The sequence below is a fragment of the Pseudomonas sp. TTU2014-080ASC genome, assembly GCF_001446935.1.
Taxonomy (GTDB): domain Bacteria; phylum Pseudomonadota; class Gammaproteobacteria; order Pseudomonadales; family Pseudomonadaceae; genus Aquipseudomonas.
On the sequence record NZ_LKKK01000016.1, the window covers coordinates 40,316 to 52,907 of the forward strand.

11 protein-coding genes are annotated in these 12,592 nt (G+C 57.1%); 5 read left to right on the forward strand and 6 right to left on the reverse strand.

Features of this window, described 5'->3' with window-relative positions; genetic code table 11:
- Positions 1-166: 166 nt before the first annotated feature.
- Genes hpf through AO726_RS19935 form a run of 4 tightly spaced genes read left to right on the forward strand, consistent with a single transcriptional unit; the run spans position 167 to position 2,109 of the window.
- Positions 167-475: a ribosome hibernation-promoting factor, HPF/YfiA family gene (gene hpf / locus AO726_RS19920; protein ID WP_058069861.1), complete on the forward strand. Its 309-nt coding sequence runs from the start codon at positions 167-169 to the stop codon at positions 473-475.
- A 15-nt stretch (positions 476-490) separates the two neighbouring features.
- Positions 491-964, forward strand: a complete 474-nt coding sequence (gene ptsN / locus AO726_RS19925; RefSeq protein ID WP_058069862.1) for a PTS IIA-like nitrogen regulatory protein PtsN — start codon at positions 491-493, stop codon at positions 962-964.
- Positions 965-966: 2 nt separating this feature from the next.
- On the forward strand, positions 967-1,824 hold the full coding sequence (rapZ, locus tag AO726_RS19930) for an RNase adapter RapZ (protein WP_058069863.1): 858 nt from the start codon (positions 967-969) through the stop codon (positions 1,822-1,824).
- Between the two features lie 12 nt (positions 1,825-1,836).
- Positions 1,837-2,109 (forward strand): HPr family phosphocarrier protein, encoded by a 273-nt coding sequence (locus tag AO726_RS19935; RefSeq protein WP_058069864.1) that lies wholly within the window; start codon positions 1,837-1,839, stop codon positions 2,107-2,109.
- A gap of 69 nt (positions 2,110-2,178) precedes the next feature.
- Here AO726_RS19935 and pmbA read toward each other — a convergent pair whose 3' ends face one another.
- Positions 2,179-3,525, reverse strand: a complete 1,347-nt coding sequence (gene pmbA, locus AO726_RS19940) for a metalloprotease PmbA (RefSeq protein ID WP_058069865.1) — start codon at positions 3,523-3,525, stop codon at positions 2,179-2,181.
- Between the two features lie 102 nt (positions 3,526-3,627).
- On the opposite strand from pmbA, the gene yjgA reads away from it, so the two are divergent.
- The gene (yjgA, locus tag AO726_RS19945; RefSeq protein ID WP_058069866.1) at positions 3,628-4,149 is read left to right on the forward strand and encodes a ribosome biogenesis factor YjgA; all 522 of its coding nucleotides are present in this window, start codon (positions 3,628-3,630) and stop codon (positions 4,147-4,149) included.
- A 46-nt stretch (positions 4,150-4,195) separates the two neighbouring features.
- Here the strand turns inward: yjgA and tldD are convergent, their stop codons facing one another.
- From tldD to AO726_RS19970, 5 genes are all read right to left on the reverse strand, one after another.
- Positions 4,196-5,653 carry a metalloprotease TldD gene (tldD, locus tag AO726_RS19950; protein ID WP_058069867.1) on the reverse strand — a complete coding sequence of 486 codons (1,458 nt, stop codon included), beginning with the start codon at positions 5,651-5,653 and terminating at the stop codon, positions 4,196-4,198.
- The gene (locus AO726_RS19955; RefSeq protein WP_058069868.1) at positions 5,650-6,504 is read right to left on the reverse strand and encodes a carbon-nitrogen hydrolase family protein; all 855 of its coding nucleotides are present in this window, start codon (positions 6,502-6,504) and stop codon (positions 5,650-5,652) included. Before AO726_RS19955 ends, tldD begins: the two co-directional genes overlap by 4 nt.
- A 79-nt stretch (positions 6,505-6,583) precedes the next feature.
- Entirely contained in the window at positions 6,584-10,414 is a 3,831-nt protein-coding gene (locus AO726_RS19960; protein WP_058069869.1) for a YhdP family protein, read from the reverse strand.
- Positions 10,415-10,444: 30 nt separating this feature from the next.
- Positions 10,445-11,902, reverse strand: a complete 1,458-nt coding sequence (gene rng / locus AO726_RS19965; RefSeq protein WP_058069870.1) for a ribonuclease G — start codon at positions 11,900-11,902, stop codon at positions 10,445-10,447.
- 69 nt (positions 11,903-11,971) lie between these two features.
- Positions 11,972-12,565 (reverse strand): Maf family protein, encoded by a 594-nt coding sequence (locus AO726_RS19970; protein ID WP_058069871.1) that lies wholly within the window; start codon positions 12,563-12,565, stop codon positions 11,972-11,974.
- Between the last annotated feature and the right edge of the window lie 27 nt (positions 12,566-12,592).

Genomic DNA, 12,592 nt, shown 5'->3' on the forward strand with positions numbered 1-12,592 from the left:
AGAACACTATTTAACAAATATCAGGCTTCAAGCCTTGCTAAATCGGCCATACTCAACCGTAGCAATTGCAAGCCTGTCAGACTCAGACATTTAGTGACTTCAGCACAGTGTTTCGCTGGCAGGCTCTCCAGCCTGCCTACAATCACGGCAATAAGGAGAAAGTGGTATGCAAGTCAACATCAGTGGGCATCAGCTGGTTGTGACCGACGCTTTACGCACTTACATCACCGAGAAACTCGGCCGATTAGAGCGCCACTTCGACAAGATCACCAATGTTCAGGTCATCTTGGAAGTCGAAAAACTGAAACAAAAAATTGAAGCCACCCTGCACATTGCAGGGGGCGAGGTGGTCGCCAATGCCGAACATGAGGACATGTACGCGGCCATTGATTTGCTGACCGATAAACTCGATCGACAACTCATTAAATACAAGGAAAAGCAGCTCGACCGTCAGCAAGGCGTCACGGCCCGCTGAGATCGACTTACTCCTATGATCCAACTTGAATCCATCCTGACCCCCGGCCGTTCCCTGGTGAACGTGCCGGGAGGCAGCAAAAAGCGTGTCCTCGAACAGATCGCCAATCTGGTTGCCCGGGACTTACCCGATATCGACGGCCAGGATATCTACGAAAGCCTGATCGCCCGGGAAAAACTCGGCTCCACAGGCTTCGGCAACGGCATCGCCATTCCTCATTGCCGACTGGCAGGCTGCACCTCCCCGATCAGTGCGCTGCTGCGGTTAGATGCGGCAGTGGACTTTGACTCGATTGACGGTGCGCCAGTCGACTTGCTTTTCGTCTTGCTGGTTCCGGAAGCGGCAACAGACGCTCACCTTGAGCTACTGCGCCAGATTGCCAGCATGCTGGACCGCAGCGACGTGCGCTCAAACCTGCGCCATGCTGGCTCCAGTGAAGCGCTCTATCAGGCAGTAGTCGACGCCCAGAGCCTGATCAACAAGGGTTAAGCATGCGCCTGATCATCGTCAGCGGCCGTTCCGGGTCGGGAAAAAGTACAGCCCTCGATGCCCTCGAGGACAACGGCTTTTATTGCATCGACAACCTGCCGGCAGGCCTTTTGCCTGATCTCGGTGAGCTGGCAATGATGCATACCGAACTGCTGCATCCGCTGGTCGCTGTGTCGATTGATGCGCGCAACCTGCCCAGCCACCTGCAACGCTTCCCGGAACTGCTCGAAGAGGTGCGAGCGCGGCATATCAACTGCGATGTGATTTATCTTGACGCCGACGATGAGACGCTGCTCAAGCGCTTCTCGGAAACCCGCCGCCGTCACCCGCTAACCAGTGACACCCGCTCCCTGGCCGAAGCCATCCGCGATGAAACCCAGTTACTCAGCCCGATCATTGATCTGGCCGACCTGACCATCGATACCACACACCTGAACCTGTATCAGCTGCGTGATACGCTCAAACTTCGCCTGCTAAACAAACCAGAACCTGGCACTGCATTCCTGTTTGAATCCTTTGGTTTCAAGCGCGGGATGCCGGTGGATGCTGATGTGGTGTTCGATGTGCGTTGCCTGCCAAACCCATACTGGAAGCCCGATTTACGGGAGTTTTCTGGCTTGGATCAGCCGGTGATTGAGTATCTGGATGCTCAGGTCGATGTCGAAGAGATGTACCAGGACATTTTCAGCTACCTGAACAAGTGGCTGCCCCGCTTTGCAGCCAGCAATCGCGCCTATGTCACCATAGCCATCGGCTGCACAGGCGGCCATCACCGTTCGGTCTACCTGGCCAACCGCCTGGGTGAAGCCCTGAAACCGATTCTTAAAAACGTCCAGATCCGCCACCGGGATCTCTCATAAGGAATTGCCGCGATGCCATCCTGCGAAATCACCATCATCAACAAGCTCGGCCTGCATGCTCGCGCGGCTGCCAAGTTTGTCGGCGTTGCAGGACGCTTCCCGTGCCAGGTCAAGGTTGGCCGCACACCGGAAAGCCTTGTCGACGGAAAAAGCATCATGGGTGTAATGATGTTGGCAGCTGGTAAAGGCACCACGCTGCACTTGCAGACAGAAGGGGCACAGGAGCGAGAGGCGCTTCAGGCGATCTGCGAGCTGGTTAATAACTACTTTGATGAAGGCGAATAAGTCGCGCCACCGCTCACTAAAAAGGGGCTGATTACTCGCGTAGTCAGCCCCTTTTTTCTTTCACATTGCTCAGCTGCCAGCGACTGTCATTCGCTCAATCAATACCGAGCCGGTACGCACGTTGCCGCGCAGCTCCAAATCGCTGCCCACTGCCACAATCTGCTTGAACATATCGCGCAAGTTACCTGCGATGGTGACCTCCTGAACCGGGAACTGGATTTCACCGTTTTCGATCCAATAGCCCGCCGCACCACGGGAATAATCCCCTGTGACCATGTTCAGGCCATGTCCCATTAGCTCAGTGACCAGCAGACCGCGCCCCATACGCTTGATCAGTGCCTGCTGATCCTCATCGCCATGGCTGACGAATAAGTTGTGTACGCCACCTGAGTTTGCGGTGCTTGGCATGCCCAGCTTGCGACCGGAGTATGTACCCAGCACATAGGAACGCAGCTCGCCCTGCTCAACGAAAGACTTAGCGTAAGTCGCCAGACCGTCACCGTCGAACGATGCACTGGCCATGGCGCGCGGAATATGCGGGCGCTCATCGATAGTCATCCACTCCGGGAACAGTTGCTGCCCCAGCGTGCCTTCGAGAAAAGACGATTTGCGGTATAGATTGCCGCCAGAAATCGCGCTGATAAAGCTGCCGAACAATCCCGTCGCAAGCTCTGCTGCAAACAACACCGGCACTTCACAGGTTGGCACAGGACGCGCGCCCAAGCGACTGGCGGCACGCTGCGCAGCACGCCGGCCAATACTCGCAGGATCAGCCAGCAACTGGCCCTGACGGTTCACGTCATACCAGTAATCGCGCTGCATCTGACCTTCACCTTCAGCAATCATCACGCAGCTGAGGCTGTGCCGGGTGCTGGCATAACCGCCGATAAACCCGTGGCTGTTGCCATAAACGCGGCAACCTTCGTGAGTATTCAGCGTGGTGCCATCGGCATTGCTGATGCGTTTATCCGCCGCAAAGGCTGCAGCTTCGCAGCTCAACGCCAGCTCAATGGCTCGTTCCGGGGCAATATCCCAGTGGTGATACAGATCCAGTTCGGGAAACTCAGTGGCCATCAGACCTGAATCTGCCAGACCGGCGCACTCGTCTTCAGAAGCGTGTTTGGCAATTGCCAACGCTGCCGCCACAGTCTCGCGGATAGCCGCTTCGCCGGTGGCCGACGTGCTGGCGGAGCCTTTGCGCTGTCCCACGTAAAGGGTAATACCGAAGCCCTGATCGCGGTTGAACTCAACCGTCTCAACTTCGCCCTGACGTACCGATGTGGACAAACCTTGCCCCGCAGAAACGGCTACTTCGCAGGCTGTAGCTCCCTGTTTTTTCGCCTCAGCGAGAATTCGCTCAACCTGCTCTTGCAATTGCGGCACGGCCTGTGGGCCGATGCTATCTACTGCACTCATAAACACTCCTGACGTGTAGCGGCCAAGTGCGGCACTCAGGCCAGACACTTGCAGCTGGTAACTTGCTGCTATCATGTCGGCGTTATCCACTGGAACACCGACATGTCTGAATATTTCGACGACGACTTCTCCGGCGAGAAAAGCAAAACCCAGATCAAGCGTGAACTGCACGCACTTCAGGAACTGGGCCAGCGTCTCACAACGGTCAAACCGGACCTGCTCAACAAAATGCCTCTGACCGACGAGCTGCGTCGTGCGCTCGCCGAGGCTCCCAAACACACCGCCAATGCAGCCAAAAAACGTCATGTCCAGTTTATTGGTCGCTTGATGCGTGATCAGGATGCCGAAGCCATCCTCAACATTCTCGATCAGGTTGATGCCTCAACCCGTCAGTACAACGAGCGTTTCCATAACCTGGAACGCTGGCGTGACCGTCTGATCGCGGGCAATGACGAAACGCTTGAAGCCTTCGTCAACGATTACCCCGAAACTGACCGCCAACACCTGCGCGGCCTGATCCGCCACGCCCAACACGAACTTGCCCACAACAAAACGCCAACTGCTGCGCGCAAGATCTTCAAATACATCCGCGACCTGGATGAAACACAGCGCGGCTTACGTTGATTGCGCAACCATGGGGAACGCCGCTCCCCATGGTTCAAACCCTTCCTTAGGCGCCTGTTCCGCCAACCGTAATGGCGTCAATCTTCAAAGTCGGCTGACCAACGCCCACCGGCACCGACTGGCCATCCTTACCGCAGGTGCCAACACCGCTGTCCAGCGCCAGATCAGTGCCGACCATTGAGACCTTGCTCATGGCTTCCGGGCCGTTACCGATCAGGGTTGCACCTTTGACCGGTGCGGTGATTTTGCCGTCCTCGATCAGATAAGCCTCACTGGTGGAGAACACAAACTTGCCGCTGGTGATATCCACCTGACCGCCGCCAAGATTGGCGCAGTAGATTCCTTTTTTCACCGAGCGGATGATTTCTTCCGGGTCGCTTTCACCCGCAAGCATGTAGGTGTTTGTCATGCGCGGCATCGGCAGATGTGCGTAGGACTCGCGGCGACCGTTACCCGTGGCGACTACCCCCATCAAACGGGCATTAAGCTTGTCCTGCATATAACCTTTAAGCACGCCGTTCTCGATCAGTGTGGTGCACTGAGTCTGGGTACCTTCATCGTCCATGCTCAATGAGCCACGACGGGATGCGAGAGTACCGTCATCAACAATGGTGCACAGACTCGAAGCCACTTTCTCGCCGACACGGCCGCTATAAGCAGAACTGCCCTTGCGGTTGAAATCACCCTCAAGGCCATGACCAACCGCTTCATGCAGCAGAACGCCGGACCAGCCTGCACCCATCACCACCGGCATAGTGCCTGCCGGGGCGGCGATGGCCTCCAGATTAACCAACGCCTGACGCAGAGCTTCGCGGGCGTAGCCCATTGCGCGCTCTTCGTTGTTCGCCGTTTTTTCCAGGAAATAGCTGTAATCAGTACGGCCACCGCCGCCATGTCCGCCACGCTCACGACGACCGCTCTGCTCAACGATAACGCTGACATTGAAACGTACCAGCGGACGTACATCAGCCCCCAACGTGCCGTCATTGGCCGCAACCAAGATGCGCTCCCAAACACCAGCCAGACTCACCGTAACCTGCTTGATACGCGGGTCCAGCGCGCGTGTAGCCACGTCGATGCGTTTTAGCAGTTCAACTTTTTCTGCCCGACTCAGAACATCCAGCGGGTTGTCTTCGCTGTACAGCGGCGCATGAACACCTGCTGAGAAAGCCTGCACGCGGCCTTCCTGCCCGGAGCGGGCAATCGAACGGGCAGCACGGGCAGATTGAGTCAGTGCATCCGCGGTGATGGCGTTGCTATAGGCAAAACCAGTCTTTTCACCGGATTGCGCACGTACACCCACGCCCTGATCGAGGTTAAAACTACCTTCTTTAACGATGCCATCTTCCAGCACCCAGGTTTCCGATACCTGACTCTGGAAGTACAGATCTGCGGCATCAATGCCCGGACCAGCTAACTCGCTCAGTACGCCCGGCAACTGCTCGATGCTCAAACCGCCCGGGCCGAGCAGATGCTCACTCACGGACACCAACATTGTGCTCATACCTTCTCCATAGCTGGCAGCCTAGGTTCGGCTGCTGCAAAAAATCGTCTGTGTTGGGCCACCGGCATACGCTGGCGGATCGCTGCCTGCTCTGCAGCATCGCGCTGCCCCAACAAAACTCCCGGCCCGCCTGGCAGCTCCGTTAGTACTCGGCCCCATGGATCAATCAGTGCCGAGTGACCAAATGTCTGCCGCCCCCCCGGATGCGTGCCCCCCTGACCGCAGGCCAGCACATAACACTGGGTTTCGATGGCGCGGGCGCGGGTCAGGACTTGCCAATGCGCCTGTCCGGTGACCGCTGTAAATGCGGCCGGAATGCTGATCAGCTCAGCACCGGCTTCGCGCAAATTGCTGTACAGCTCCGGGAAACGCAGGTCATAACAAACCGTCAGCCCTAACTTGCCCACTGGCGTATCGGCGACCACCACCTTGGCACCAAATGCGTAATCATCCGATTCACGGTAACGACCATGACTGTCACTGACGTCCACATCAAACAGGTGCAGTTTGTCATAACGGGCTACTCGCTGCCCCTGATCATCGATCAGCAACGAACACGCATTGGGTTTGGCGTTCGGCTGGCCATCCGGCGGCAACGGCAGGGTTCCGGCCACAATCCACAGGCCAAGTGTTTTAGCGGTCTGCTCCAGCCAGGGCAAAATAGGCCCTTCGCCCAGCGCTTCAGCGCGCCCCAGCACGGCCAGATCACGCCGCCCCATGGCAGCAAAATTCTCCGGCAGTACCGCCAGCCTCGCGCCTTGCTCGGCAGCGTCTGTTAGCAAGCGGCGCGCCTCAGCCAGATTGGCGAGAACATCATCTTGGCTGACCATCTGAATCACAGCAAAGCTCATAGCCGTTCAATCTCATTACAAGACAGACGCCAGCTTACCCGGCAGACCGCAAGACTGCACGGGCCTACTGACATGACGCTTATCGCGGCTTTTCGAAGGGCTTGTCAAAGGTGATCTGCGGATCCTGCCAGGGGCCTTTGACGTCGTACTGAACACTGGCGAAACGAGCTACATGATCACCCAAGAGCTTATCTACCACAAACAACGCACCACCAATGGCCGGGGCACCGACAATCAGAGCGGCGATAGGCAGGTTGTTACTGACCGGCAGGGTCACCAGCAGTTTGGCGTTGATCTGATCATTAACCAAATCCAACGTGCCATTCATTTCCAAATTGCTGGAAGGCCCTTCAAGCGTGATTGGCTCACGGGTGACATACACGCCATTACTGGCCGCCAACACACCTTTGAAGCGGTCATAACTCAACCCCTTGTCCAGCAGATCCGAGAAATCCAGGCGCAAGCGGCGGCCGATGGAGTTGAAGTTAAGCAGACCAAATACGCGCAGAGCTGAGGCCGTACCGTCGACCTCAGAGAACTGGCCTTTACGCATGGAAGCATCAAGGCTGCCGCTGTAACGCTTGAGGCTGAACCATGCCGGTGAACCGGGCCAGTTGCCCTCCACATACAGACGGAACGACTCACTGGTGGCGCTCGGAGCAAAGCCCCAGTTAATCAGAACCTTCCCGAGGTCTTCGCCGCCGACCCGCCCCTTGAAGAGCGTGCGAGTGCCCTGCGAACCCAGATCCCAGCTGGCCTCGCCACCAATCTTGAGGCCCATCAGGTTCAGGTCCAGCTCAGAAAACTGCACACCGCTGGTACTTGGCCGAGCCTTCAGCGTCCAGCTGCCAAGCGCTTCAGTGCCGAGATAGACCTCCGCCACCTTCACATCCAGTGCGGGAATACTGCGAGGATCTACCCCCACAAGCGGATCAGGACTGTCTTCTTTTACTGACTTAACGTCGTTCTTAATGCGCGCGGGCATTCGCAGACGATCGAGATTGATGCCAATCGCCGCAGTATTATTATCTGGCAGAGTGACCCGCCCCTTGACCTGAGTACTGTCCAAATCCAGCTGCCAGTTAGCTGAGCCTCGCGCCAGCCCAACCTCAATATCATTCAGACTCACACCAAAACCGTTGAAACGCGCCAGGCGCACCTGAGCGTCCTTGAACAGTTGCAGCGGTTCAGCACCGGCGGCCTTCATATAAGGTTTGAGCGCTGCCTGCCATTGCGACCAGTCCAGCTCCGACAGCCGCCCGCGCACCTGTAGCCCTCGGCTTACCGGCAAACGGGCCGGGCCATCGGCCAGGCGCAACTCACCCCGCCCCTGATTAAACTGCCCCGGACTGGCCGCAAATGAAAGACTGGCCACTTTGGCGTAGTCAAACCAGTAACGGCGCTCGGCCCCACCCAGGCTCATGCGCCAGGTAGAGGCACGCTCTTCATCCGCCAGTTTGCCAAACGGCGCGGGCAGCTCAACCTTCAGCCCTTTAAGTGATGAATTAACCCTCAGCTGGCTGTCCGGGCCGTCCAAGGTGAGATTCAGGTAATAGGGAATGCGCCCGCTCAAAGGCAGTGACTGTTGCAGCCCAAGCCATCCGGTCAGCTGATTCAGCGCAATTTGGCCATTCGCTTCAATGCGGCTGCGGGCTTTGCCACCGCGGCCTTCAGCCAATGCCTTAGCGCGCACAGCATGCCCCAGCACTTGGGCACGGATGTCAGGCGCGCTCAACCCCGTCCGAGTGTCGTAACGGAAGGCACCTTTAAGGTGAGCAAACTGCAGCAAAGGCTCTGGAACTTTCAGCTGGGCATCGTCAGCAGCGAAATCAACCACGACAACCGGTGCCTCCCCCTTTTGCAGTGGGATGTCCAAATTCAAACGCCCATCCAACGCGCCTTCGCCTTGCCAGCCCTTAAACACCGATGCGGTGCCGATGGGTGCCTCCTGCAAAATCTTCAACGCATCCGGCAGGCTACTGGTCAGTCCGGCATAGATCTTTAAATGCGGGGTTTGCCCCGGTTTTGCTGAGGCCACCTGTGCGCTGGCCTGCTTAACCTGACTGTCGAGAATCTGCCCAGACTCCAGGGCGATACGCACGCCGGTGTCCTCAATAAAAACTGTGCCACGTCCCTTTTGCAGAGGAGGCCAGTTGGGCTGAAACGCCAGCTCCGCATCATGTACCGCGAAGAACAGACTGATGCTGCGCGCCTCCGGGGCTGCACCCTTGTTTAGCGAGCCTTGATACTGGAAGAAACCCTCATCTACTGCCCCGCCTTGAATCGCGGTTTTGAGCCAGTGATCAAGCCCCTTGCTCAGCCCTGGTGACAAACTGGGCAGATATTTCTCGGTGAAGCGCGCATCACCATTGCGCAAGCCCACACGCAGGTCCATGTAATCTTCCAGGGCAGGATCTCGGCGCAAACGAATCAGAAAGTCAGCCGCCGCCGGCCCCTCATCACCCACCACCTGCACGAATGGTGAACGGAGGGTAAAGGCATCAGCATTCAACTCCCACGTCAGCAGGCCTTTGGCCGTCTGGTAATGCCAGGGCTTAGGAAACAGTGTGTCCAGATGCAGAGCAAAATCCTGGGCATCTACCCGCAATTCACCACTGCCCAGATCACCAGCGATGCTGCCACTGACATTCTCTGCCGCTGGAATCCCGTGTGACGCTGAAATACTGATGCGTTTGAGATTGGCCGCGAAATTGAAGCGCTCATTACCCGCAGCAGTGGGCCGGTAGTTCAGCTGGATATTGCGCAACTCCCCCCGTGGAGCCAGCGTTTTGATTCGCTCAACCTGCTCGTCTGGCAACGGCGCCAAGGCAACAACCAAAGGCTGCAGCGGTGCCAGATCAAAGCGGTCTATACCGACCTTCCAGAGTTCGCCTGTATCGCCCGATGCCAATTGTTGGCGCAGGCTGATATCTACATCTCCCCAGCGCACATCGCCCTGGCTGAAGGCCAGATTATCCAGCAGCAGACTGCTGCCTTGCTCTGTACGATCGTAATACGCATTCAGACTTAAACTGCTTAACTCAACCGGCTTGCGCTGCCCAAAACCTGCCTTCAGCTCCTGCCCGTGTAAGTGGCTGGCAGCACGCGTAAGGTGACCGTCAGCAGCAGACAGCCAGATCTCCCCCCCCATCTGAGCACGCCCTAAACGCCACTGCCCCAGTAAGGACTTGGGCAGCCATTGGGCCCAGTCGCTCTGGGGCAAGCTGACGTAGAGATCAGCCCGGGACTCCAACCAGCGCTCAGGGTTAAGTGAGGTTTTCAGCTGAAACGCCAGCGGCTGGCCATCCGGCAAACGTAACCGCCCGTCCAGACGCTGTCGGTTGCCGTTGGTGAGCATCAAATTGGCGTAGCTAAGAGTCAGCGGCTCCTGCCCGTGCTGCAGGACGCTGAACTGACTATTGGTCAGGGAGATACGTTTGATGCTCTTCAGCTGAGCGAAAACTTTCGGCAGATCCAGCGGTTCAGCATTTCTGCGCTTGGGCAGCCCCTGTAGCGACCACTGACCGCCCACATCTTGCTTGAGGACCAGATTCAGCCCGTCTAACTCGATACGAGCAATGTGCAGTTTCATTTCCAGCAGAGAGGCCAGAACATCAGGCACAACCCTGACGCGATCAAGATGCAAAACATCCTGCTCTTCGCCAATTTCTACGTGATTTACGCTAATAACCGGCGAAAGCCGCTGCCAACTGCCTTCCAGTTCACCAATGCGCAGCGGCATGCCCAGCAACTGCTGGGCACGAATTTCTGCGTCGGCCCGGTATTCCGCAACCAGCGGAACCAGCTCGCGGCCCAAGCTGACGTACAGTGCTGCCAGAACCAGCACTGCGACGCCCGTCCCCAGCACCGCACGCAAGAGCTTACCCACACCGCGCGCCAACCCACTCACTCAGGTAAAGGCCTGGCGCAATGCGCCTTTTTAAAGCAAAACCACATCGTACTGATCCTGTGCATACATGGTTTCAACCTGGAACTTAATCGTCCGTCCAATAAAGGCCTCAAGGTCGGCCACATTGCCGGACTCCTCATCCAGCAGGCGGTCCACCACCTTCTGGTTGGCCAACACGCGATACCCTTCTGCCTGATAGGCCCGCGCTTCCCGCAGAATTTCACGGAAAATCTCATAGCAGGTGGTTTCGGCAGTCTTCAATTTTCCCCTGCCCTGACACGCACTGCACGGCTCGCAGAGAATCTGCTCCAGACTTTCGCGGGTGCGCTTGCGGGTCATCTGCACCAGCCCAAGCTCGGTGATGCCGATGATGTTGGTCTTGGCATGATCACGCTCGAGTTGCTTCTCCAGCGTACGCAGAACCTGGCGCTGATGCTCCTCATCTTCCATATCAATAAAGTCGATGATGATGATTCCGCCAAGGTTTCGCAGTCGCAGCTGACGGGCGATCGCCGTCGCCGCTTCAAGATTGGTCTTGAAGATCGTCTCCTCAAGCGTCCGATGCCCGACAAATGCACCGGTATTGACGTCAATGGTGCTCATGGCTTCAGCCTGATCAATGATCAGGTAGCCACCGGATTTGAGCGGGACCTTACGTTCAAGTGCCTTCTGGATTTCATCCTCAACGCCATACAGATCAAATATGGGACGTTCACCGGGGTAGTGCTCAAGGCGATCTGCGATTTCCGGCATCAATTCATCCACAAACTGGGTGATTTTCTGGAACGTCTCGCGTGAATCGACGCGAATTTTCTCGATCTTCGGATTCACCAAATCGCGCAAAGTTCGCAAAGCGAGGCTGAGATCCTCGTAGATCACCATTGGCGTGGGGCCAATCTTCATTTGCGTGCCGATTTGCGTCCAAAGCCTGCGTAGATAGCGGATATCTGCAAGAATCTCATCGGCCCGCGCGCCATCAGCTGCGGTGCGTAAAATAAAGCCACCGGTTTCTTCAATACCTTCGGCAGCAATACAGTCAGCAACCACCTGTTTGAGGCGTTCACGCTCGGCCTCGTCCTCAATCTTCAGCGAGATCCCCACATGACTGGTGCGCGGCATGTACACCAGATAGCGCGAGGGGATCGACAGGTGCGTGGTCAAACGCGCACCTTTGCTGCCGATAGGGTCTTTGGTCACCTGCACCACAAGGCTCTGCCCTTCGTGCACCAGCCCGCTGATACTTTCTACCGCCTGGCCCTCGCGGGTGGATATCTCAGCGGCATGGATAAACGCCGCACGCTCCAGCCCGATATCAACAAACGCGGCCTGCATGCCCGGTAACACCCGGACAACCTTACCTTTGTAGATATTGCCGACGATGCCACGCTTCTGCGTGCGTTCGACGTGCACCTCCTGCAATACGCCGTTTTCCACCACGGCAACGCGTGATTCCATCGGCGTGATATTGATCAGGATTTCTTCACTCATGGCCCATCTCTTCAGAGTAAAGCTGACATCGTCCGCCCCGTAGTTAGGCGTCGATGTACAACCTCTTGGCTAATGACCCGCCACTTGCCAGCACGGAATTGCAAACTCGCCGAGCAATGCAGCCGTTTCACATAGCGGCAAACCTACCACCGCCGAATAGCTGCCTTGCAAGTGACTGACAAATACTGACGCCAGTCCCTGAATAGCATAACTGCCCGCCTTGTCCCGTGGCTCGCCGCTGCTCCAGTAGGTTTCGATTTCAGCTGGCTGCAACACCCTGAAACTCACCTCACTGACCACGACTTTAGAAACCAACCGTTGGGCGTTGATCAGGGCCACCGCCGTCACCACCTGATGAGTCCGACCTGACAATGCGGCTAGTGTCTGCAGCGCGTCTTCGCGGTTGGCTGGCTTACCCAGGATTCGTCCATCCAGCACCACAGCGGTGTCAGCCCCCAGCACCACGGCGTCAGACGCTTGATCAAGCTTCGCCAAACCAGCCGCAGCCTTCTCCCGGGCTAACCGCTCAACATAGCCCTGCGCAGACTCGCCGGGCTGAACAGATTCATCAATCTCGCTGATTAGCGGGAGAAAAGGCACGCCTATCTGCGTGAGTAACTCACGGCGGCGCGGTGAGCCAGAGGCGAGGTATAAGGTCGCCATGAGACGTCTCCCTGTCAGAAAGTTGAA

Coding starts and splice junctions, on each gene's coding strand:
- hpf (WP_058069861.1), top strand. CDS start 167: ATGCAAGTCAACATCAGTGGGCATCAGCTGGTTGTGACCGACGCTTTA.
- ptsN (WP_058069862.1), top strand. CDS start 491: ATGATCCAACTTGAATCCATCCTGACCCCCGGCCGTTCCCTGGTGAAC.
- rapZ (WP_058069863.1), top strand. CDS start 967: ATGCGCCTGATCATCGTCAGCGGCCGTTCCGGGTCGGGAAAAAGTACA.
- AO726_RS19935 (WP_058069864.1), top strand. CDS start 1,837: ATGCCATCCTGCGAAATCACCATCATCAACAAGCTCGGCCTGCATGCT.
- pmbA (WP_058069865.1), bottom strand. CDS start 3,525: ATGAGTGCAGTAGATAGCATCGGCCCACAGGCCGTGCCGCAATTGCAA.
- yjgA (WP_058069866.1), top strand. CDS start 3,628: ATGTCTGAATATTTCGACGACGACTTCTCCGGCGAGAAAAGCAAAACC.
- tldD (WP_058069867.1), bottom strand. CDS start 5,653: ATGAGCACAATGTTGGTGTCCGTGAGTGAGCATCTGCTCGGCCCGGGC.
- AO726_RS19955 (WP_058069868.1), bottom strand. CDS start 6,504: ATGAGCTTTGCTGTGATTCAGATGGTCAGCCAAGATGATGTTCTCGCC.
- rng (WP_058069870.1), bottom strand. CDS start 11,902: ATGAGTGAAGAAATCCTGATCAATATCACGCCGATGGAATCACGCGTT.
- AO726_RS19970 (WP_058069871.1), bottom strand. CDS start 12,565: ATGGCGACCTTATACCTCGCCTCTGGCTCACCGCGCCGCCGTGAGTTA.